General features: G+C 73.4%; 12 protein-coding genes. 6 read left to right on the top strand and 6 right to left on the bottom strand.

Annotated features, from left to right (window positions below):
* Nucleotide 1: 1 nt before the first annotated feature.
* From ACZ7CF_RS07550 to ACZ7CF_RS07560, 3 genes are all read right to left on the bottom strand, one after another.
* Complete coding sequence (locus ACZ7CF_RS07550) at nucleotides 2-1,093, bottom strand: M20/M25/M40 family metallo-hydrolase (protein ID WP_470369157.1); 1,092 nt, start codon at nucleotides 1,091-1,093, stop codon at nucleotides 2-4.
* Nucleotides 1,093-4,179, bottom strand: a complete 3,087-nt coding sequence (locus ACZ7CF_RS07555) for a non-ribosomal peptide synthetase (protein WP_470369158.1) — start codon at nucleotides 4,177-4,179, stop codon at nucleotides 1,093-1,095. Before ACZ7CF_RS07555 ends, ACZ7CF_RS07550 begins: the two co-directional genes overlap by 1 nt.
* A 146-nt stretch (nucleotides 4,180-4,325) precedes the next feature.
* Nucleotides 4,326-7,340 (bottom strand): non-ribosomal peptide synthetase, encoded by a 3,015-nt coding sequence (locus tag ACZ7CF_RS07560; RefSeq protein WP_470369159.1) that lies wholly within the window; start codon nucleotides 7,338-7,340, stop codon nucleotides 4,326-4,328.
* Between the two features lie 128 nt (nucleotides 7,341-7,468).
* Here ACZ7CF_RS07560 and ACZ7CF_RS07565 point away from each other — a divergent pair, with 128 nt between their 5' ends.
* Complete coding sequence (locus tag ACZ7CF_RS07565; RefSeq protein WP_360383674.1) at nucleotides 7,469-8,176, top strand: sulfotransferase-like domain-containing protein; 708 nt, start codon at nucleotides 7,469-7,471, stop codon at nucleotides 8,174-8,176.
* Between the two features lie 72 nt (nucleotides 8,177-8,248).
* Here the strand turns inward: ACZ7CF_RS07565 and ACZ7CF_RS07570 are convergent, their stop codons facing one another.
* The 3 genes from ACZ7CF_RS07570 to ACZ7CF_RS07580 are packed head-to-tail and all read right to left on the bottom strand — an operon-like array spanning nucleotide 8,249 to nucleotide 13,571.
* Nucleotides 8,249-9,184, bottom strand: a complete 936-nt coding sequence (locus tag ACZ7CF_RS07570; RefSeq protein WP_470369160.1) for an acyl-CoA dehydrogenase family protein — start codon at nucleotides 9,182-9,184, stop codon at nucleotides 8,249-8,251.
* Complete coding sequence (locus ACZ7CF_RS07575; RefSeq protein ID WP_360383670.1) at nucleotides 9,184-10,296, bottom strand: acyl-CoA dehydrogenase family protein; 1,113 nt, start codon at nucleotides 10,294-10,296, stop codon at nucleotides 9,184-9,186. The genes ACZ7CF_RS07570 and ACZ7CF_RS07575 overlap by 1 nt, the downstream gene beginning before the upstream one ends.
* A complete protein-coding gene (locus tag ACZ7CF_RS07580; protein ID WP_470369161.1) occupies nucleotides 10,293-13,571 on the bottom strand; it encodes a non-ribosomal peptide synthetase in 3,279 nt (1,092 codons plus the stop codon). The genes ACZ7CF_RS07575 and ACZ7CF_RS07580 overlap by 4 nt, the downstream gene beginning before the upstream one ends.
* Before the next feature lie 143 nt (nucleotides 13,572-13,714).
* On the opposite strand from ACZ7CF_RS07580, the gene ACZ7CF_RS07585 reads away from it, so the two are divergent.
* The 5 genes from ACZ7CF_RS07585 to cysC are packed head-to-tail and all read left to right on the top strand — an operon-like array spanning nucleotide 13,715 to nucleotide 22,567.
* Nucleotides 13,715-14,581, top strand: coding sequence for a GNAT family N-acetyltransferase (locus tag ACZ7CF_RS07585; RefSeq protein WP_470369162.1), 867 nt, complete (start codon nucleotides 13,715-13,717; stop codon nucleotides 14,579-14,581).
* On the top strand, nucleotides 14,565-19,658 hold the full coding sequence (locus ACZ7CF_RS07590) for an LLM class flavin-dependent oxidoreductase (protein ID WP_470369163.1): 5,094 nt from the start codon (nucleotides 14,565-14,567) through the stop codon (nucleotides 19,656-19,658). The genes ACZ7CF_RS07585 and ACZ7CF_RS07590 overlap by 17 nt, the downstream gene beginning before the upstream one ends.
* Nucleotides 19,651-19,857: an MbtH family protein gene (locus ACZ7CF_RS07595; protein WP_360383660.1), complete on the top strand. Its 207-nt coding sequence runs from the start codon at nucleotides 19,651-19,653 to the stop codon at nucleotides 19,855-19,857. Before ACZ7CF_RS07590 ends, ACZ7CF_RS07595 begins: the two co-directional genes overlap by 8 nt.
* On the top strand, nucleotides 19,857-20,765 hold the full coding sequence (gene cysD, locus ACZ7CF_RS07600; protein ID WP_360383657.1) for a sulfate adenylyltransferase subunit CysD: 909 nt from the start codon (nucleotides 19,857-19,859) through the stop codon (nucleotides 20,763-20,765). Before ACZ7CF_RS07595 ends, cysD begins: the two co-directional genes overlap by 1 nt.
* A complete protein-coding gene (gene cysC / locus ACZ7CF_RS07605) occupies nucleotides 20,765-22,567 on the top strand; it encodes an adenylyl-sulfate kinase (protein ID WP_360383655.1) in 1,803 nt (600 codons plus the stop codon). Before cysD ends, cysC begins: the two co-directional genes overlap by 1 nt.
* Nucleotides 22,568-22,570 lie beyond the last annotated feature (3 nt).

Here is a 22,570-nt window from a genome sequence, read left to right on the forward strand (position 1 = left end):
GTCAGCTCGGTGACATCAGATCGGTGGCGAGCCGGCCGACGGCGTCGGTCAGGACCGTCACCGCCAGCAGGTACTCGGACAGGTCGACGTGCTCGGTGGGCGTGTGGTCCAGGTGCGGGTCACCGGGGCCGTACGTGGCGATCGGCACCTGCCACGCCGGACCCAGGACGTTCATGTCCGAGGTGCCGAGCTTCAGCTTGAACTCGGCGCCGCCGGTGTGCTCCCGCACCGCGGCGGCCAGCGCCCTGGCCACCGGGTCGGCGCGGGACCGGCGGATCGCCGGCGTCGTCTCCAGCACCCGGATCTGCGCGTCACCGGCGAGATCGCGCACCTCGGCCAGGAAGGCGGCGGTGTCGAAGTCCAGCGGTGTGCGGCAGGAGACCACCAGGTCGGCGTGGACGAGGTCGCCCGACGTGCTGACCAGAGTGGGGGACAGCTGGTCGAACACCCGGCCGCCGGCCACCGCGTACCGCGCGCGCAACGCCTCCCAGAAGGCCGCGGCGACCTCGCTCGCGTTGGGGTCCGGCGAGCTGGTGTGCGCCTGCGGCCGGTCGACGGAGCAGGTGAACCGCAGCACGCCCTTGTAGCCGACCACGACCGTGCCCACACCGCTCGGTTCGCCGATCACCACGGCGTCCGCGTGCTGGGTGACCGCGACGTAGTGCGCGCCGACGGAGTCGCGTTCCTCGTCGACCGCGCCGACGACCACGATCCGCGCACCGGCCGCCCGTGCCCGCGCAGCGGCGACGATCATCGTCGCGAGCGGTCCCTTGGCGTCCACGGAACCACGCCCGTACAGCTTGTCGCCGTCGAGCCGGACCGGTGGCCCGCCCGGCACCGTGTCCAGGTGGCCGAGCAGCATGATCGTGGGACCGTCGGCGGCGCCGATCACACCGACGGCGTTGCCGGCGTCGTCCACGTGCGCCTCGAAACCCAGCTCGGTCATGGCGCCGACGACGAACCGGGCCAGCTCGCCCTCCTGGCCGGACACCGACGGGATGGCGACCATCCGGTGCAGGAGTTCGACCGCTCTGCCGTCGGAGACCGCGGCGGTGGGCACGGTGTTCGCGGAGGTGGGGGAGGTGCGGGTCATCAGCCGCGCCCTTCCGGGGCCAGCTCGGCCAGCTCCTCGATCGTGTGCCGGCCGAGCAGCACCTGCAGGGGGAAGTCCAGGCCGAGCTCACGGGTGCGCTGCAACAGGTTCACCGCGCGCAGCGAGTCGCCGCCGAGCTCGTAGAAGTCGTCGCGGATGCCGACCTCGGGCACGCCCAGCACGTCGGCCCACAGCTTCACCAGCAGCGTCTCCACGGGCGTCCTGGGCGGCACGCGGACCGACTCCACCAGGTCCGCCGGTGGCAGCGGCAGCGCGGCGTGGTCGACCTTCCCGTTGTCGTTCACCGGGAACGCCGTCATCGTGACGAACCGGCCGGGCACCATGGCGGCGGGCAGCCGGTCGGCGAGGTGGCGCCGCAGCTCGTCCACGGCCACGTCGCCGTCGGCCACGAGGTAGCCGACGAGCCGAGGGCCGCCGTGCTCGTCCGGCCGGACGACCACGACCGCGTCGGTGACCGCCGGGTGCGTGCGCATCGCACTGGCGATCTCCGCCGGTTCGACGCGCTGGCCGCGGATCTTGACCTGGTGGTCGGTGCGGCCGAGGAAGACCAGCTGCCCGTGCGAGTTCCAGTACGCCCGGTCGCCGGTCCTGTAGATCCGCGTGCCGTTCTCGTGCGGCAGGAAGGCGGCCGCGGTCGCCCGCGGCTGGCCGAGGTAGGCGCGGGCGGTCTGCACGCCCGCGATGTGCAGCTCACCGGGAACACCGACGGGCACGGGCTGCCCGTGCGCGTCGAGCAGCAGCAGCTGCACGCCCGGCAACGGGTCGCCGATCGGCACCCGGCTGCTGTCCGCCGCCGTGTCGACCCGGAAGTGCGTCACCTCGACCGCGGCCTCGGCCGGGCCGTACATGTTGTGCAGCTCGACGCCGGGGAACGCGGCGAGGAAGTCCGCCGCCAGCCTTGCCGGCAGCTCCTCGCCGCTGCACTGCACCCGCCGGAGCGAGGGCACGTCGGCGGCGGTGATGCCGTAGTCGAGGAACAGGCGCAGCATCGACGGCACGAAGTGCGTGTGCGTGACGCCGTGCCGGGTGAAGAACTCCTCGAGGTAACGAGGATCGCGGTGACCGCCCGGTGCGGCGAACACCAGCCGGGCGCCCACGAGCAACGGCCAGAGGATCTCGGGCACGGCCACGTCGAAGCCGATCGGGGTCTTCTGGGCGACCACGTCGCCGGTGCCCAGCGGCATCCGCGCCTCCGCCGCGCGCAGCCGGTTGGCCAGGCCCGCGACGGTGTTGACCGCACCCTTGGGCACGCCCGTCGAACCGGACGTGAAGACCACGTAGGACGCGCTGTCCCCGGGCACCTCCACCGGCGCCGCCGGTTCTCCCGTGACCTCGGCGACGTCCACGACGCGGGTGCCGCCGGAGACCCGGGACCGCGTCGCGGCCGAGGCGAGCACGATGCCCGGCTTCGCACCGGCCAGCACCGCCGCCAGCCGTCCATCGGGGTAGTCCGGGTCGAGTGGCAGGTACGCGCCGCCCGCCTTCAGCACCGCCAGCACCGCGACGGCCAGGTCGAGGCCGCGTTCGAGGCACACGCCGACGCAGTCGCCCACCCGGACGCCGTTGGTCCGCAACCACGACGCGACCTCCGCCGCGCGGATGTCCAGCTCGCGGTAGGTCATCGAGTCACCGGTGGCGTCCGCGACGACCGCGACCGCGTCCGGTGTGCGTGCGGCGGTCCGCCCGAACCACTCCGTGATCGACGGCAGCGGCTCGGCGAGCTCGGTCGACCCCGTCATCGCCTCGACCCGCGCCCGTTCGGCCGCGGACAGCACCGGGAGCGTCCACAGCGGAGCGTCCAGGTGCTCGGTGAACTCGGTCAGCACGGTCACGAACGCGTCCAGCACGCGTTGCGCGGACGCCTCCTCGAACAGACCGGTGGAGTACGCCACCTCGGCGGCGAGACCGTCGTCGGCCGGCGCGAGGTACAGCCCCACGTCGAACTGCGCACCGCCGCTGTGCACCGCGACCGGCTGCACCTGCACGCCGGGGAGGCTGAGGTCGCCGCTCGGGGTGTTCTGCAGGGCCAGCACGGTCTGCGGGATCTTCGGGCCGTCACCGCGCGCCTGCTTGATCCACTCGAACGGCACGTCCTGGTGGGCCAGCGCGGTCAGGCAGACCGACCGGCACCGCACCAGCGCCTGCCGCAGCGTCTCCAGCGGGTCGAGCCGCACCCGCAGCGGCAGCGTGTTGACGAAGAACCCGACCACGCCGTCGAGCTCGTCACTGGGCCGGCCGGCGACCGGTGTGCCGATGACGAGGTCGTCCTGGCCGCTCCACCGCGCCAGCACGATCGACCACGCGGCCACGAACACCATGAACTCGGTGGCGTTCTCGCTCTGCGCGGCCGTGGCCAGCCGCTTCACCAGCACGTCCGGCAGTACCGCGCGGACCGTGCCGCCCCGGTAGCCGGTGGCCGAGCCGCGCGGGTGGTCGGTCACCAGGTCGAGCGCGGTCGCACCGGCCAGGGTGGTCCGCCAGAACTCCAGCTGCCCCGCGACCTCGTCGCCGGCCAGGAAGTCCCGCTGCCACAGGGCGAAGTCGGCGTACTGCATCTCCGGTTCTGGCCACCGCGGCGGGGTGCCGCCCGCCAGCGCGGCGTACGCGGCGCCCAGCTCGGCCATCAGGATGCCCAGCGACCAGCCGTCGACCACGATGTGGTGCACGCACAGCACGAGCACCCACTGCGGTTCCGGCGCGTCGGTGATCCGCAGCAGCCGCGCCCGCAGCAACGGCGGCGCGGACAGGGTGAACGGCGGCTCCACGACGGCCCGGATGGCGTCGTCCAGCCCGGCTTCGGCCGTGTCCCCGGTGCTGAACGGGACGGTCAGCTCGGAGATCGCGACCTGCGTGACCGCGCCGCCCTCGCCGATCTCGACACCGGTGCGCAGCGCCTCGTGCCGGTCGACGAGCAGCTGCAGCGCCTGGCGCAGGAAGTCCGCGTTCAGGTCGCCGGTCAGCCGCAGCGCGCCGCTGACGTGGTAGGCGCTGCCCGCGCCCATCTCGTGCAGCATCCACAGCCGTTCCTGGCCGAAGGACGCCGGGAAGACGTACGTGTCGGTCACCGGAGCCCTCCCGGGGTGGCGGGGACGCCGGGCTGCCACACCAGCCGCAGCCGGTCCGCGGTGAACGATTCCACGACACCTCCCAATCCTGGTCTGCAGACGTTGCCGGTCCCGCGGTGTCCGGGACAGTCGGGGATCTCCCCGGCTCACCCCCGCGGCCGCACCCGGACCTCGTCGTCGGCAGCGGTCACGACGGCCTCGCCTGGCGGGTCCGCCCACGGCGCCGGCAGCGCGGCCCGGTCGAGCTTTCCGCTGGGCAGCAGCGGGAACCGGTCGAGCACCACGTACGCCGACGGCACCATGTGCTCGGGCAGCAGCGCGGCCAGGTAGCCGCGCAGCTCGGCGGTGGACGGGCGGTGGTTGCCGCGCAGCAGCACGTACGCGGCCAGCCTGCGTTCGCCGCCGGCGTCGTCGAAGGCGATCACCACCGGTTCGCGCACCGCCGGGTGCGTCGCCAGCTCCGCCTCGACCTCGCCGGGCTCGACCAGGAACCCGCGGACCTTGATCTGCTGGTCCAGCCGGCCGAGGAACTCGACGTCCCCGTTGGACAGGAACCGCGCGTGGTCACCGGTGGCGTACATCCGGCCGCCGGGCTCCTGGCCGTACGGGTCGGGCCGGAACCGGTCCGCGGTCAGCCCCGGCCGCCGCCAGTAGCCGCGGCCGGGACCCGCTCCGCCGATGAACAGCTCACCCGGCACGCCGACGGGTGCGGGCCGGCCGTGCCGGTCGAGGATGTAGATGCGGTGGTTCGCGAACGGCCTGCCCCACGGCACGCCGCCCGCGTAGCTGCGGCGGGTCAGCCGGTGGGCGAGGCTGCAGTACGACGTCTCGGTCATGCCGGCCAGGTTGAGCAGCCGGATGCCGGGGAGCAGGTCCGTGAGCTGGCGGGGCAGCGTGGGTGGCATCCGGTCACCGCCCAGGCCGACCGCGCGCAACACGACACCGGACATGCCGCCGCGCCGGCCGGCGTGACCGACCAGGGCGTCCAGCAGCGCCGGCGCCGAGCTCCACGCCGTGACCTCCTGGCGCACCAGCAGGTTCAGCAGCCGGTCGAGGTCTGCGGTCTCCTCGTCGCTCGGCACGACGACGGTCGCGCCCGCCGCGAGCGTGCCGAAGACCTCGTAGACCGACATGTCGTAGTTCAGCGACGAGACCGCCAGCACGCGGTCTTCCTGCGTGAGGTCGTAGGCGTTGTTGACGCCGTGCAGCGTGTTCACCACACGGGCGTGCTCGTTGGCCGAGCCCTTCGGCTGGCCGGTCGAACCGGACGTGTAGATCACGTAGGCGAGCCCCGCGCCGTGCACGGGGACGTCGGGCCGGGAGACGGGCTCGTCCGCGGGCCACTCGGTGTCCAGGCGGAGGAACCGGACCGGGCCGTCGAGGTCCCCGGTCTCGACCGAGGAGTGCGTCAGGACCACCGGCGCTGCCGCGTCCTGCACCATGTGCGCCACCCGCGACCGCGGGTAGCCGGGGTCCAGCGGCAGGTAGGCCGCACCGGCCTTCAGGATGCCGAGCACCGCGACGACCACCAGCTCCGACCGCGGCAGCGAGACGCCGACGAGCTGCTCGGACGTCAGCCCCAGCGCCCGCAGCCGGTGCGCGAGCTGGTTGGCGCGCGCGTCCAGCTCGGCGTAGGTGAGCGTGCGGTCCCCGAAGACGACGGCGGGTGCGTCCGGAGTCCGCTCCACCCACTGCTCGACCACGCCGTGCACGGTCAGCGGGCCCTCGAACGGCGCGGCGGAGCTGTGACCGCTGAGCTCGCCGGTGATCCGGGTGCTCTCGGCCGGCGCGATCAGCGGCAGCGCCGACACGGCCTCGTCCGGCCGGGACACGCCGTGCCGCAGCAGCCGCACGAAGGCGTCGGCCATCCGGGCCGCGGTGTCGCGGGTGAACAGGTCCGCGCTGAACTCCAGGCGCCCGTCCACACCGCCGTCCGCGCTGGGCACGAGGTCGAGCGCCACGTCGAACTTCGTGGCCACCGACCGGACCGGGAGCTCCTCGACGACCAGCCCGCCGAGCCGCACCGGCGCGGGCGGTGCGTCGCGCAGCGCCAGCACCACCTGGACCAGCGGCGCCAGCCCGTCCGTGCGGCCGGCGCCGACGTCGGTGACCACGAGGTCGAACGGGTAGTCCTGGTTGGCGAGGGCCGCGCGGTGCTCCTCACCGGCCGCGGCGACCAGGTCGGCGAACGCCGGGTCGCCGGACAGGTCCAGGCGCAGCGGGAGGGTGTTGGCGAGGAGCCCGACCACCGGCTCGGTCTCGGCCGCGCACCGGCCGGCGACGGGCGAGCCGACCACCACCTCGTCCTGGCCGCTCCACCGCGACAGCACGGCCGTGAACGCGGCCAGCAGCACCGCGAACCGGGTCGTCCCCGCCGTGGCCGCCACGGCGCCGACGGACGTGACGAGGTCCGGTGACAACCGGAACGCCATGGTGTCACCGCGTGCGGTCCGGGCGGCGGACCGCGAGCCGTCCGCCGGCAGCAGCAGCTCACCCGCACCGGCCAGCGCCGTCCGCCAGTGCTCCCGCTGGGCGTCCAGCTCGCCGCGGCGGAGCCGGTCGCGCTGCCACACCACGACGTCGCCGTACTGCACCGGCAGCTCCGGCAGCGGGGACGGCCGGCCGTCGCGGAACGCCTCGTACAACGCGGTCAGCTCCGCGCGGAGCACGCCGATCGACCAGCCGTCGCACGCGACGTGGTGGATGCTCAGCAGCAGCACGTGCACGCGATCGTCGACGCGCAGCAGGCTCGCCCGCAGCATCGGCGCCGTCGCCAGGTCGAACGCGGTCGCGGCCTCGCGCAGCACCGCCCGTTCGACGTCGGGCGCGTCCCTGATGTCCCGCACCGGCAACGGCACCGGCGCCGGCGGGCTCACCACCTGGTACGGCACGCCGGCGCGCTCGACGATGTTGGTGCGCAGCACCTCGTGCCGCCGCACGACCTCGTCCAGGCACCGGCTCAGCACGGGCACGTCGAGGTCGCCGGTGAACCGCACCGCGACCGGGACGACGTGCGCCGGCGAGCCTGGGTCCACCTGTTCGAGGAACCACAGCCGTTCCTGCGCCGGTGAGCAGGGCAGCCGTCCGTCACCGCGACCGGCGCGCGGCACCCGGCGCGGTGGGGCCGGCGCCCATCCGTCTGCTGTGGACTCAAGTCGCATGCGGCCGCCCTTCGCCAATCGGTCCCGAGAATCGCGGCCGGCGCACGGGACCCTCAAGTCGGGGACATACCTGGCTTGTCCCGCCCGCGCGGCCTGGGGGACCGTGAGCACCCCAGGAAGGAAGCCACATGATCATCGCCTTGTGGGCGGCCCCGCGCTCCCGGTCGACCGCGCTCTTCCGCTCGATGGTCGAGCACGACGGGCTCCTCGCCCTGCACGAGCCGTTCTGCAACATCTCCGACTACGGCTCGACCACCGTCGGGTCCCGCGAGGTGCACACCCACACCGACCTGATCGCGGCGATCCGGGAGGAGTCGGCTACCCGCACGGTGTTCTTCAAGGACACCACGGACCTCCGTTACGACGCGGTGCTGGCCGACCGCCGGTTCCTGGCCGAGGTGCGGCACACGTTCCTGATCCGCCGCCCCGACGAGATCGCGGCCTCGTTCTACGCGCTCAAGCCGGACATGGTGTGCTCGGACATCGGCATCGAGGGCCAGTACGAGATCTACCGGGCCGTGCTCGACGCGGGCGGGCAGGTGCCCGTCGTGCTCGACGCCGCGGACCTGGTCAGCGCGCCGTCGGAGGTGCTGCGCGCGTACTGCGACCGCGTGGGGATCACCTACCGCGCCGAGGCGACGACGTGGTCCTCCGGCGACCGCTCCGAATGGTCCCGTTCCGCGCGGTGGCACACGGCGGTCAGCAACAGCACCGGGTTCACCGCCACGTCGACCGCGTACGCGGACACGGTGGACAACAACGAGGCGCTCGCGGCGTTCAGCAAGCACCACGAGCCGTTCTACGACCTGCTGTCCACCCACCGCCTGCTTCCCTGACGCATCTGCAAGTACTGCCAACACCTGTGTTGGCAGTACTTGCAGACGCCGTGGGCACGGCAGGGGAGCAGGTCAGGCGCTCAGCGCCGCGAGCAGTTCGGCGCGGAGGGCGGTTGCCGTCCCGTACCACTGGGCGTCGACCGCGGCGCGCCGGTAGAACAGCTGCGCGTCGCTGTGCTCGGTCATGCCGCGCGCGCCGTGCAGGTGCACCGCCTCCTCCGCGCTCTGCCGGGCGACCGCGCCGGCCAGCAGCACCGCCTGCGCTCCCGTCCGCGGGCTCGGTTCCGTGCCGACCAGCGCACGGACGGCCTCGGCTTCCGCGTGCAACGCCGCCAAGCGGTACGCCAGGGCCGTGGACTTGGCCAGGGGCTGACCGAAGACCTTGCGCTCCCGCAGGTGGTCCGCGGTCAGCCGGATCGCCGCCTGCGCCGCGCCGACCAGGTACGCGGCGTGCCGCAGCCGGGCCCTGGCCAGCACCGCCGGGTAGTCGGCCGTCACGTCCCGCACCTGTGCCACCGCGTCCTGGAGCTCGACGGTGTGCAGGTCGCCACGGCCGACGTCGTCCTGCCGGCGGGTCCGCACACCGGGCTGCTCGACGGGAACCAGCGCGGCCGCGGTGCCACCGACGACGAGCAGGTCGTCCACATCGGACGCGAACGCCACGAACCGCCGCACGGCCGTGACCTTGCCGTCCCGCAGCACGAACGGCGCGGGCGTGGCGGGGTTGTCGGTGCCGTTCTCCCGCAACGCCAGCGCCACGGTGCGGCCGGGGGAGAGCGGGAACAGCTCCGCGGCCGCGACGGTGTCCAGGAACGGGCTCTGGTACAGCGCGGCGCCCATCAGCTCGGCGGCCCGCAGCACCTCCGCCGGGGACTGCTCGGAGTCCGCGAGCGCGGCCAGCACCTGCCGGCGCGTCTCCTCGTCCTGCGGTGCCCCGCCGCCCCGCGGCCGTTCGCCCAGCCTGCGCAGCAGCGGGGTGGTGTCGTCGTCGAACAGGTCGGTCAGCATCACAGCAGTCCCAGTTCCCCGGTCGCGATGAGGTACAGCATGACTTCGGAGGTGCCGGAGGCCAGGCGCAGGCTCGGCCCGGTCCGGTAGGCCGACTCGACGCTCCCGTGCGCGGGTGCGCCGCCGTCCCACGAGGTGAGCACGGAGTCCAGGCCGTCGACCTCCGCCGCGGCCCGCAGGATCGGCCGGAAGTGCTCGGAGGCGTACCACTTGGCCATGGCCGACCCGCCCGGTGACGGCCGGTCCGCCGCGAGGTTGTGCACCTGCTGCCACGCCAGCGCGTGCGCCGCTGCCAGCCGTGCGTCCAGCTCGGCCAGCTCCGGGGACAGGCGGCCGGTGGCGCGGGCGCGGTCGAGGACGGTGTCCAGCAGGACCCGCGCCTTGGCGTGGAAGTCGATGCCGGTGCGTTCCAGCAGCAGCAACGAGTTCATCAACGTCCAGCCGTCGTGCACCGCGCCGACGACGGCGTCCTCGGTGAGCAGCAGACCGTCGATGACGACCTGGGTGAACCGGTCGTTGCCCATCGACGCGACGGTGGACACGTGCACGCCCGCGGAGTCGAGGGGCACGAGGAACAGCGTGATGCCGTCCATGCCGACACCGCTGTCCCTGGTGCGGGCCGCGCACAGGGCCATCTCGGCGAACTGCGACTTCTGGTTGTAGATCTTCGTGCCGTGCAGGCGCCAGCCGGCCCCGTCGGGGCGTGCCTCGGTGCGCAGGGCGGCCAGGTCGGAGCCGCACGACGGTTCGGTGAACAGCACGGTGGCCATCCGGTCACCGCGCGCCAGCGCGGGCAGGTGCTCCTGCTTCTGCGCCTCCGTCCCGCTGTGCAGCAGGAACGTGCCCACGATGCCGATGCTCAACGTGTGCAGGTCGTCCGGCACGCCCGCGTACAGCATCTCCTCGGTGAGCGCCGCCGCCTCCGCCACACCGAGGCCGAGGCCGCCGTAGCGCTCCGGCCAGTGCGGGGCGAGCCAGCCGCGTTCACCCAGCCACGAGTAGACGGCGAGCCGCCCTGTCTCCGCCTCCGGTGGCAGGGCGCGGATCGCGGCGACCTCGTCCTGAACGCGCCGGGAGGCGAAGAACGCGCGGATCTCCTCGCGGAAGTTCACGACGACCGCCCGTCGACGGCGTCCAGCAACGCGGCCAGCTCGTCGGGGGAGACGTCCGCCAGCTCCCGTTCCTCCACGAGCGCCGCGAGCCCGCCGAGGGTGGCGTGCAGGAAGAGGTCCCGCAGCTCCAGCCGGACCCCGAAGCGCTCCTGGACCCTGGTGGCCACCTGGGTGATCTTCAACGACGTGCCGCCGATGGCGAAGAAGTTGTCCTGCACCGAGATCGACTCGGTACCGAGCAGCTCCTGCCAGATCTCGGCGAGCGCCACCTCGGTCGCCGTCGTGGGCGGGGAGGTCTCCGGCACGTGCGCCGCGCCCGGCCTGGGCAGCTGGGCGCGGTCGAGCTTGCCGCTCGCCGCACGGGGCAGCGACGGCAGCACGACGAAGGTCGACGGCACCAGGTAGACCGGCAGCGACTCGCTCAGCTCGGACCGCAACACCGCCGTGTCCACGGTCGCACCGGCCGCGGGCGCGACGTACGCCACGAGCTGGGCGTCACCGCCACTGCCGGACACCACCACGGCCGCGTCCTCGACCTGGCGCAACGCCATCACGGCGTGCTCGATCTCGGCGGGCTCCACCCGCAGGCCGCGGATCTTGACCTGGTTGTCGATCCGACCGACGAACTCCAGGTTGCCGTCCGCGCGCCGGCGCACCAGGTCGCCCGTGCGGTACAGCCGGCCGCCGGGTGCGCCGAACGGGTCCGGCACGAACTTCTCCGCGGTCAGGTCCGGCCGCCCCGCGTACCCGCGCGCCACGCCCACCCCGCCGATCAGCAGCTCACCCGGCACGCCCACCGGCACCGGCTCGCCGAACCGGTCGACGACATAGGCCTGGTAGTTGGCCATCGGCACGCCGATCGGCGGCATCGCGTCGTGGTGCTCGTGCGGGCAGAGGTAGTCGACGCACGCCACCGTCGCCTCGGTGGGGCCGTAGCCGTTGTGGAACATCCGGTTCCCGGTGTTCCAGGCGTTGACCAGCTCACCGGGGAACGACTCCAGGCCGACGAACAACGCCCGCAGGTCCGGCAGGGCCGCCGGGTCGAGCAGCCGCAGCACCGCCGGTGGCAGGTCGGTGACGGTGACCCGCTCGGACCGCATCAGCTCGGTCAGCCGCACCGGGTCCAGCAGGTCCGCGCGGGGTGCCTGCACGAGGGTCGCGCCGCTGCACAGCGCGCCGAAGAAGTCGAAGAGGCTCACGTCGAACGCCGGGTTGGCGAACTGGAGCACGCGGTCGCCGACCTCCAGTCCGAACAGCTCGATCACCGCCGGGGTGAAGCCCGCGATCGACCGGTGGGAGACCTGCACGCCCTTCGGCCGCCCGGTCGAGCCGGAGGTGAAGATCACGTACGCCAGGTTGTCCTGGTGCACGGGGAGGTTGGGCCGCGCGGTGTCCTGCGCCGCGACCGCCGGGTCGTCCAGGCACACCGCCCGCACGCCCTCGGGCACGCCCCCGGCCAGGTCGGTGGTCGTCACGACCACGGCCGCGCCCGCGTCGCCGAGCACCAGCTCCCGCCGGGCCACGGGATGGTCGGGGTCCAGCGGCAGGTACGCGCCGCCCGCCTTCAGCACACCCAGGAACGCCGTCGGCAGCGCGGGCCCGCGCTCCAGCAGGACGCCGACCACCGACTCCGGCCCCACCCCGAGCGAGGACAGGTGCCGGGCCAGTTGGTTGGCCCGCTCGTCGAGCTCCCGGTAGGTCAGCGACGCGCCCGCGAACCGGCTGGCGACCGCGTCCGGCGCCCTGTCCACAACGGACTCGAACAGGTGGTGCAGGCAGCGCTCCTGCGGGCCGTACGACCGCTCCGTCCGGTTGGCCTCGACCACCACCGAGTCGTACTCGTCGTCGGTGAGCAGCCGCACCCGGCCCAGTGGCGTCTCGGGGGCGTCGAGCACGAGTTCGAGCACGCGCCGGTAGTGCGCGAACAGCCGCCGGATCCGGTCGGCGTCGAACAGCTCCGTGGAGTACTCCGCCCACAGCCGCAGCCCGCTCCCGGCCACCTGGGTGACCTGGAACGCGAGGTCGAAGCGGGCGGTCCCGATGTCGGGCGAGTACACCTCGGCGGTCAGGTCGCCGACGGTCGCGGACTCCACCGACGCGTGCTGCAGGGTGAACGACACCTGGAACAGCGGGTTGCGGCTCGGGTCGCGCTCGGGGCTCAGCTCGTCGACCAGCCGGCCGAACGGCAGGTCCTGGTTGAGGTGCGCGTCGATCACGGTCTGGCCCGTGCGCGCCACCAGCTCCCGGAACGTCGGGTTGCCCGCGGTGGAGGTGCGCAGCACCAGGGTGTTGGCGAAGAACCCGATCAGCGGCTCGATCTCGGGCCGGGTGCGACCGGAGAAGATCGACCCCACCACGATGTCGTCCTGGCCGCTGTAGCGCGCCATCACGACGTTGAACGCGGCGAGCGCGACCGTGAGCACGGTGGCCCGTTCGGCGATGGCGAACGCGGACAGCTTCTCCGCGAGCGGGCCCGGCAGCATGACCTCTTCGATCGACCCCGCCTGCGTGCGGTGCGCGGGCCGCGGCCGGTCCGTCGGCAGGTCGAGCGTCGGCAGGTCGCGCAGCTGCTCCCGCCAGTACCGCAGCTGGTCCTGCGGTGCCTCGCCGGCCAGCCAGTCCCGTTGCCACACCGCGTAGTCGGCGAACTGCACGGCCAGCGGCACGGCGGCGACGGGCGCGCCGATCGCGCGCTGGTAGCTCATGATCAGCTCGCGCAGCATGATCTCGACGGACCAGCCGTCGGTGGCGATGTGGTGCATGGCGAGCACCAGGACGTACTCCGTGGCGCTCACCCGGCCCAGCGCCGGCCGGAACACCGGGCCGGTGCCCAGGTCGAACGGCTCCCGCACGAGGTCGCCGACGAACGCGTCCACGTCCCCGGCGGCGATGTCGGTGACCGGCAGCGGAACCCGGTCCGGTGCGGGCTCGACCTGCTGGTACGGCACGCCGTTCTCGCTCGGGTAGCGCGTGCGCAGGACCTCGTGCCTCGTGAGGACCTCGGTGAGCGCGCGTTGCAACGCGTCCACGTCGAGGTCGGCCTTGAGCCGCAGCACCATCGGCGCGTTGTAGACCGGCTGGCCCTGCGACCACTGGTCGAGGAACCACAGCCGCTGCTGGGCGAACGACAACGGCAGCCGCCGGTCCCGCGCGGCGGGTTCGATCCGGGTGCCGCCGCCGTGGCTCGCGGTGTGCTGCCGGGTGCGCAGCGCCAGTACCGCCTTGCGCGCTTCGGCGAGTCCACTCGCGGCCGGTCGGGATGGCGGGTTCGGCATGCTCGGCTCCTCGACTGCGCGTCCTCGGCTGCCCGTGGGCGAGCCTCCACCCTGTCCAGACCGCGGGAGCCGGACGAGTCCGGCAATACCCCTACAGGTCCGGCACGGTCCCGGCGTGCCACTCTGCGGCGGGGAGGTGCCGTGTGTCCACATCAGACACTCTGACCGTCGCGGAGGCCCTGCGACCGGCCGACCGGCTGGCCGATGAGGTCGCCGCCGTGACCAGGACCGCCTACCGGGCGGGGGACCTGGTGCCGGGCCTGCCGGTCGCGGACGGCGCCCGGGAGACGGCGGACGACGTGCGCGCCGACCTGGCCGCCGGGTACCACCTGTGGACCGCGACGGCCGGTGGCCGGGTCGTCGGCGCGGTGCGGGCGCACAGCCGGGACTGGTGCGTGCGCCGGCTCGCCGTGTCACCCGAAGCCCGCGGGCTCGGCGTGGGCAGGCGGCTGCTGCGGGCGCTCGAAGCCGGTGCGCGCGCCGAGGGGGCGGTGCGAGTGGTGCTCGACGCCGTGGTCGAACGCGGCAACCCGGCGTTCTACGCCCGCGCGGGCTACCGGACGGTCCACCACTTCCCCGCAGACGACAAGCCGTTGTCCGAAGTGCACATGGAGCTGCTGCTCGGCGAACCGGTGAGGGCGCAGGACTACCCGGAACCCGACCACACGCCCGGAACCGTCCGGTCCTGGTGGTCGGTGGCCGGCGGCACGGTGTGCGTCACGGCGCCGGCGCCCGACGGGATCTCCGTCGAGGTGGACAGGAACCGCCACCTGGGGGTGCTGCGGGGCGCTGACTGGGCCCCGCTCGCCGACGTCGCGCCGGTGCGGCGGAGCTGGTCGGAGCCCGCCGCGGTGATCGGCTCGTTCGCCCAGCCCAGGCTGGACCGGCCGGAGTTCCTGGCCTGGTGGCGGGTAGGGGAATCCCCGGACTGGCCGGGGTGTCCGCCCGCAGGACAGTCTGCCTGGGCAGGGCGGCCGAGCTGTGAGGAGCGCGATGCACGAGAGCACTGAAGAGCGGCTGGGAAACCTCACGGCCCAGCAGCGCGCCGCACTCGTGGCCGAGCTCCGCGCCCAGCGCGCCGCCGCCCGCGAGGCCGACCGGATTCCCGCCGTCGGACGGGACGAGCCGCTGCCGCTGTCGTTCGCGCAGCAGCGGCTGTGGTTCCTGCACCAGTGGGCGGACGGGAAGCCGATCTACAACACGCCGCTGGCCATGCGCCTGCGCGGCGAGCTCGACGTGCCGCTGCTGCGGAACGCGGTCGCCGAGCTGGTCGCCCGGCACGAGAGCCTGCGCACCCGGTACGTCAACACGCCCGACGGCCCGCGCCAGCTCGTCGGCCCACCCGGAACCGGCCTGTTCACCGCGACGGACCTGCGGGAGTTCGAGGACCGCGAACGCCGGGCGGCCGACCTGCTGGCCGCGGCCGGGCGCCGCCGGTTCGACCTGGAGCGCGACCCGCTGCTGCGTGCCGACCTCGTGCGGCTGGCGGCCGACGACCACCTGCTCGTCCTCGCCCTGCACCACATCGCCACCGACGCGTGGTCCACCGAGATCCTCACCAGGGAGCTGATCGAACTCTACAGCGCCGCCCGCGCGGGCCGGCCCGCCGTGCTGGCGGAGCTGCCGATCCAGTACGCCGACTTCGCCGCCTGGCAGCACGGCCAGGAGGCCACTGCGCGGCGCGCCGCGTCGCTGGAGTACTGGCGCACGGCCCTGGCGGACCTGGACACCCTGCGGTTCCCGGCCGACCGGCCGCGACTGGCGGCCCCGACCTGGGCGGGCGACACCGTCCACCACGTCCTGCCCGCACGGCTGCACCGCGAGCTGCAAGCCCTGGGCGGCCCCGAACCGACCAGGGTGCTGCCGCTGATGCTCGCCGCGCTGGCGGCGGTGTCCTCCCGGTACACCGGCCAGCACGACATCGTCGCCGGAACCGCGTTCTCCGGTCGCACGAGGCCGGAGCTGGAGCGGCTGATCGGCTACTTCGCGAACACGGTGGTGCTGCGGGTGTCCACCGCGGGCGACCCGAACTTCCGCGAGCTGCTGGCGCGCGCCCAGGAGACCGTCTACTCCGCGCACCCGCACCAGGACATGCCGTTCGACCAGCTGGTCAACGAGCTGCGGCCGGACCGCGACGCGGGCGCCAACCCGCTGTTCCAGGTGGCGTTGCTGCAGGTCGACGAGCACCTCAAGTCCGTGCGGATGGGCGACGTCGAGGTCGAGGGCGTCGCCCTGCACACCGGCACCGCGCGCTTCGACCTCACCCTCAGCGTCGCCGAGCGGTCCGCGGGCGGCGTCGAGCTGGGCCTGGAGTACGCCACCGAGCTGTTCGACCGCGACCGGATGGACCGGTTCCTGCAGCACACCCGCCAGCTCCTGGAGTCCGCGGTCTCCCGCCCGGACGCCCGGCTGTCCGAGCTGGAGCTCCTGCCGCTGTCGGAACGCGTCCGGCTGACCGTGCACTGGAACGACACGAGCGCACCCGTCCCCGCGGGCACCGTGCACGAGGCCTTCGACGCCCAGGCCGAGCGCACCCCGGACGCGACCGCCGTGGTGAGCGGGGAGGACTCGCTGACCTACGCGCAGCTGCGGTGCCGGGCGAACCAGGTCGCGCACCGGCTGCTCGCCGCGGGCGCCGGACCGGGCAGCCTGGTCGGGGTCGCCGTGGGCCGGTCGGTCGACACCACCGCCGCGCTGCTCGGTGTGCTCAAGGCCGGTGCGGCGTACGTGCCGCTGGACCCGAGGTACCCGGCCGCCCGGCTCGGGTTCGTCCTCCAGGACGCGGCCCCCGTCGCCGTCCTCGTCGACGAGCAGAGCAAGACCGCGATGTCGGAGCACGGCGTCCCGCTGGTCGACGTGGCCGAGGTCAGCGGCGAACCCGACACGGCGCCGGAGACCGCGGTGGCGCCGGAGATGCTGGCGTACGTCTGCTACACCTCGGGCTCGACCGGTCAGCCCAAGGGCGTGATGGTCGACCACCGCGAGGTCATGACCCTGTACGGGGAGCTGGACCGGCGGCTGGGCACCCGCGATCCGGGCGTGTGGCTCGCGGTCAGCAGCATCTCGTTCGACATCTCCGTGGTCGAGCTGCTGTGGACGCTGGCCAGGGGCTACACCGTCGTGGTCGCCGAGGCGAACACCGACACCATGCTGGGCGGGCGCACCGCGCGGCCCACGCGCAAACTCGACTTCGGCCTGTTCTACTTCGCGAGCGACGACTCCAGCACGCCCGGCAGCGAGCGCTACCGGCTGCTGCTGGAAGGCGCGAAGTACGCGGACCGCAACGGGTTCAGCTCGGTCTGGACGCCCGAACGGCACTTCCACGCCTTCGGCGGGCTCTACCCGGCACCGTCGGTCATGGCGGCGGCGCTGGCCGTGGCGACCGACCGGATCTCGATCCGCGCGGGCAGCGTGGTGCTGCCGCTGCACAACCCGGTGCGGGTGGCCGAGGAGTGGTCCGTCGTCGACAACCTGTCCGACGGCCGCGTGGGCATCTCGGTGGCGTCCGGCTGGCACCGCAACGACTTCGTGTTCGCGCCGGAGAACTACGGCGAACGCAAGAAGGTCATGCTCGACGGCGTCGAGACCGTGCGGTCGCTGTGGCGCGGGGAGAGCGTGCGCATGCCCGCCGGCGAGGGTGCCGAGGTCGACGTCCGCATCCGGCCCGCGCCCGTGCAGGCCGAGCTGCCGATGTGGCTGAGCGCCGCGGGCAGCCCGGAGACGTTCCGCGCGGCGGGGCACGCCGGACTCGGCCTGCTCACCCACATGCTCGGCCAGGACCTCGACGCGCTCGCCGGGAAGATCGCCGTCTACCGCGAAGCCTGGCGGGAACGCCACGGCACCGACGGCGGGCACGTGGCGCTGATGCTGCACACGTTCATCGACCCGGACCGAGACCGCGCGCTGGACGTGGCCCGCGGCCCGTTCACCCGGTACCTGAGCACCTCGCTGGACCTGCTGCGCGGTCTGGCCAAGCAGATGGGGCTGGAGTTCGACACGCTCAGCGAGGACGACCGGCTGGCGTTGCTGGAGCACGCCGCCGACCGGTACATGGAGTCCGGTGGCCTGTTCGGCACCCCGGAGGAGTGCGTGCGGTTCGCCGAGCGGCTCGCGGAGCTGGGCGTCGACGAGATCGCGTGCCTGGTCGACTTCGGCATCGCGACCGATGACGTCCTCGCGGCCCTGCCGCACGTCGACACCGTCCGCCGCGCCTTCACCGGTGCCCGGCGCGACGACAGCCTCGCCGCGCTGATCCGCGCGCATGACGTGACCCACATGCAATGCACGCCGACACTGGCCGGGCTGCTCGCCGGTGCGCAGGACGCGGCCGAGGCCCTGGCGTCGCTGAAGGTGCTGTTCGTCGGCGGTGAGGCGCTGACCGCCGACCTGGCCCGCAGGCTGCGCGAGATCACCCCCGCCGAGCTGCACAACATGTACGGCCCGACGGAGACGACGGTGTGGTCGACCGCGGACCGCGTCGTGGACGAGGTGACCATCGGGACGCCGCTGGCGAACGAGGCCGCCTACGTGCTGGACCACCGGTTGCAGCCGCAGCCCATCGGCGTGGCGGGGGAGCTGTTCCTCGGCGGCGACGGCGTCACGGCCGGGTACCACCGCCGGCCCGGTCTCACCGCGGAGCGGTTCGTCCCCGACCCCTTCGCCGGGGGTGGCCGGCGCCTCTACCGCACGGGTGACCTGGCCCGCCGCCGTGCCGACGGCAAGCTGGAGTTCCTCGGCCGGGCCGACGACCAGGTCAAGATCCGCGGCCACCGGCTGGAGCTCGGCGAGGTCGAGGCCGCGCTGCTCGACCACCCCGCGGTCCGGTCGGCCGCCGTCGCCGCCAGGGGCGAGGCAGGACGCCAGTACCTCGCGGCCTACCTGGTGCCCGAGAACGGCACGCGGCCGGCGGACGCCCAGGTGCGGCGCCACCTGAGGGACCTGCTGCCCGAGCACATGGTCCCGGCCCGGTTCACCTGGCTCGACGCGTTCCCCCTGACGCCCAACGGGAAGGTCGACCGCAAGCGGCTGCCCGACCCCGGCGCGGCCGGACCGGACGTGACCTACGAGCCGCCCGCCACCGCGACGGAGCGGGTGCTCGCCGAGATCTGGCAGGAGGTGCTCGGCGGGGGACCGGTCGGTGTCCTGACGGGCTTCTTCGACCTCGGCGGCAACTCGATCTCCGTGGTCCTGGTGGTGGACAAGGCGAACCGGCGCGGCGTGCCGATCACCGCGCGCCAGCTGTTCCAGCACCAGACCGTCCGCGAGCTCGCCGGCATCGCCGCGGGCACCGCCGAGGACGGTGGCGCGATCGTGCCCCTGAACGAGTCCGGCACCCGCAGGCCGTTGATCTGCCTGCACGCGAGCACCGGGTCGTCCCTGCCGTACGTGCCGGTGAGCAAGCACCTGGGCGACCGGCCGTGCTACGCGATCGAGCTGCCCGAGGGCGCCTCGCCCGACGTGGCGGAGCTGGCCCGCGGCTACGCGTCGGCGATCCGGCAGCGGTGGCCGGAGGGCCCGTACCACCTCGTCGGCTGGTCGCTGGGCGGCAGCCTCGCGGTGGCCGTGGCGGCCGAGCTCGGCGACGTCGGACTGCTGGCCCTGCTCGACACGGTCGCCCCCGCGGACACCGGTGTCGCCGTCCCGCTGCCGTTCGCGGTCGACGGGTTCGTGCGCAGCGTGGCGGCGGCCTCGGGCGCCGAGGTGACCCTGGACGTCGCCGAGCTCAGCGCACTCGAACCCGATGCCCAGTACGCCAGGGCGTTGGACGCCCTGGCGGAGGCCGGGTTGCTGCCGGACGGGCAGCGCGCCGAGATGCTGGCCAGGGCGAAGACCTTCACCGACCTGACCACGGCCGTGTCGGTGTGGCGACCGGAACGCCACCGCGGCGTCGTGGACCTCCTGGTGCCGCACGGCTCCGGCACCACCGCGGCGGGCTGGGAGTCCGTTGTGGACGGCGAGGTCCGGACCACGGCCGTGCGGGGCGACCACTTCAGCATGATGCAGACCGCTCACGCCGCCGAGCTGGCGGCGGTCCTGCGGTCGCTGGCTGACCAGCGGGAAACCGAGATGGAGGATGGACATGCGTGACGAGGACGAGGACGGCACCCGCTTCACCGTGGTGGTCAACCACGAGGAGCAGTACTCGATCTGGCCGACGTACCGCGAGGTGCCGTCCGGGTGGCGCGAGGTCGGCGTCACCGGCACCAAGAGCGAGTGCCTCGCGCACGTCGAGACCGTCTGGACGGACATGCGGCCGCTGAGCCTGCGCCGCGCGATGGGGGTGTAGTGGCCGTCGCGGAGGACTACGTGCTGTCGCACCTGGACGCGGTCGAGGCCGAGGCGGTGCACGTGCTGCGCGAGGTGGTCGCGACCGTCGAGCGGCCTGCGCTGCTGTTCTCCGGCGGCAAGGACTCCATGGTGATGCTGCACGTGGCGGTCAAGGCGTTCTGGCCGGCGCCGCCACCGTTCCCCCTGGTCCACATCGACACCGGGCACAACTTCGACGAGGTGGTCGAGTTCCGCGACGAGGTGGTGCGCCGGACCGGCGTGCGGCTGGTGGTGGGCCGCGTGCAGGACGACATCGACGCGGGCCGGGTGGTGGAGGGTTCCGGCGGACGCAACCGCCTGCAGACCACAACTCTGCTGCGGACCACCGCCGAACACCGGTTCGGCGCGTTGTTCGGCGGTGCCCGCCGCGACGAGGAGAAGGCCCGCGCCAAGGAACGCGTCTTCAGCCTGCGCGACGACCACGGCCAGTGGGACCCCCGCAACCAGCGGCCCGAGCTGTGGAACCTCTACAACGCCCGCCACCGCAGGGGCGAGCACCTGCGGGTGTTCCCGCTGTCGAACTGGACCGAGCTCGACATCTGGTCCTACATCGCCCGCGAGGGCATCGACCTGCCGTCGCTGTACTACTCCCACCGCCGCGAGGTGGTCGAACGCGACGGGATGCTGCTGGCGCACACCCGGTTCCTGCGGCTGGAGGCGGGGGAGCGGCCGTACGAGGCCACGGTCCGGTTCCGCACGGTCGGCGACGCCACCTGCACCGGCTGCGTGGAGTCCACAGCGGACACACCGGCCGCGGTGGTCGCGGAGACCGAGGTCACCCGCGTGACCGAACGGGGCGCGACCCGCGCCGACGACCGGATCTCCGAAGCCGGCATGGAGGATCGCAAACGGGAGGGGTACTTCTGATGGACCCCCAGCTGTTGCGCCTGGCCACGGCAGGCAGCGTGGACGACGGCAAGTCGACCCTCATCGGGCGGCTGCTCTACGACGTGAAGGCGATCTTCACCGACCAGCTGGCGTCGATCGAGCGCGCCAGCGAGGCCCGCGGCACGGCGATGGACCTGGCGCTGCTCACCGACGGCCTGCGCGCCGAACGCGAGCAGGGCATCACCATCGACGTCGCCTACCGGCACTTCGCCACGCCCCGGCGCCGGTTCATCATCGCCGACACCCCGGGTCACCTGCAGTACACCCGCAACATGGTCACGGGCGCGTCCACGGCGGACCTCGCGCTGGTCCTGGTGGACGCCCGCAAGGGGCTGCTGGACCAGTCCCGCAGGCACGCGTTCGTCGCGAGCCTGCTGGGCATCCCGCACCTGGTCGTGTGCGTGAACAAGATGGACCTGGTGGACTTCTCCGCCGCCCGGTTCGCCGAGATCCGCGCGGAGTTCGAGCAGTTCGCGTCCCGGCTCGACGTCGCGGACGTCACGTTCATCCCGGTCTCGGCGCTGCACGGCGACAACGTGGTGCAGCGGAGCACGCAGATGCCCTGGTACGAGGGCACCCCGCTGCTGCACCACCTGGAGAACGTGCACATCGCGTCCGACCGCAACCTCGTCGACGCCCGGCTGCCCGTGCAGTACGTGGTGCGCCACGGCGACTTCCGCGGTTACGCGGGCACCGTCGGCGGCGGCACGTTCCGCGAGGGCGACGAGGTCGTCGTGCTGCCCTCCGGCGTGACCTCGACGATCTCGGCCATCCACCGGCCCGGCGGCGGAGCGCTGCCGTACGCGTTCGCGCCCCAGGCGGTCACCGTGCGGCTGGCCGACGACGTGGACGTGCGGCGCGGCGACATGATCTGCAAGCCCGGCAACCGGCCCGAGGTCGGCAGGGACGTCGAGGCCATGGTCTGCTGGCTCGGCGACCGGTCCGCGCTCTCACCCGGTTCGCGGCTGCTCGTCCAGCACACCACGCAGGAGGTCCGCGCCACGGTGCAGGCCCTGCGCTACCGGCTCGACATCACCACCCTGCACCGCGACGAGTCCGCGGAGTCGTTGTCGCTCAACGAGATCGGCCGCGTCACGCTGCACACGCACGCCCCGCTGGCCTACGACGTGTACCGGCGCAACCGGGCGACCGGCAGCTTCGTGCTCATCGACGAGGCCACCAACGACACCGTCGGCGCCGGCATGGTCCTGCGGCCCGCCGCACCCACCGTCGTCTGGCACCGCACCGACGTGGCCCGAACGACGCCGGGGTGCACGGTGTGGCTGACCGGTCTGTCGGCCGCGGGCAAGTCCACGATCGCCGCGGAGGTCGAACGCCTGCTGGTCGCGGCCGGCCGGCCCGCCTACCTGCTCGACGGCGACAACCTGCGCCACGGCCTGAACTCGGACCTGGGCTTCAGCGCGCAGGACCGCGCGGAGAACGTCCGCCGGGTCGGCGAGGTCGCCCGGTTGTTCGCCGACGCGGGCGTGGTCGCGATCGTCGCGCTGATCAGCCCGTACCGGGCCGACCGCGACCAGGTGCGGTCCCGGCACGCCGACACCGGTCTGGCGTTCCGGGAGGTGCACGTCGACACCCCCGTCGAGGTGTGCGAGTCCCGCGACCCCAAGGGCATGTACGCGCGCGCTCGCCGTGGCGAGATCACGGGGTTCACCGGCGTGGACGACCCGTACGAACCGCCGGAGCACCCCGAGCTGGTGCTGCGGCCCGACGACGGCGACGTCCAGGAACTGGCCGCACGCGTGGTCGCCCTGCTCACCTGACGA

The sequence above is a fragment of the Lentzea sp. NPDC036955 genome (assembly GCF_055608005.1).

What these genes read in the sequence shown, in the direction of transcription:
- ACZ7CF_RS07550 (WP_470369157.1), bottom strand. Translation starts at nt 1,093, where the DNA reads ATGACCCGCACCTCCCCCACCTCCGCGAACACCGTGCCCACCGCCGCG.
- ACZ7CF_RS07560 (WP_470369159.1), bottom strand. Translation starts at nt 7,340, where the DNA reads ATGCGACTTGAGTCCACAGCAGACGGATGGGCGCCGGCCCCACCGCGC.
- ACZ7CF_RS07565 (WP_360383674.1), top strand. Translation starts at nt 7,469, where the DNA reads ATGATCATCGCCTTGTGGGCGGCCCCGCGCTCCCGGTCGACCGCGCTC.
- ACZ7CF_RS07570 (WP_470369160.1), bottom strand. Translation starts at nt 9,184, where the DNA reads ATGCTGACCGACCTGTTCGACGACGACACCACCCCGCTGCTGCGCAGG.
- ACZ7CF_RS07580 (WP_470369161.1), bottom strand. Translation starts at nt 13,571, where the DNA reads ATGCCGAACCCGCCATCCCGACCGGCCGCGAGTGGACTCGCCGAAGCG.
- ACZ7CF_RS07590 (WP_470369163.1), top strand. Translation starts at nt 14,565, where the DNA reads ATGCACGAGAGCACTGAAGAGCGGCTGGGAAACCTCACGGCCCAGCAG.
- ACZ7CF_RS07595 (WP_360383660.1), top strand. Translation starts at nt 19,651, where the DNA reads ATGCGTGACGAGGACGAGGACGGCACCCGCTTCACCGTGGTGGTCAAC.
- cysC (WP_360383655.1), top strand. Translation starts at nt 20,765, where the DNA reads ATGGACCCCCAGCTGTTGCGCCTGGCCACGGCAGGCAGCGTGGACGAC.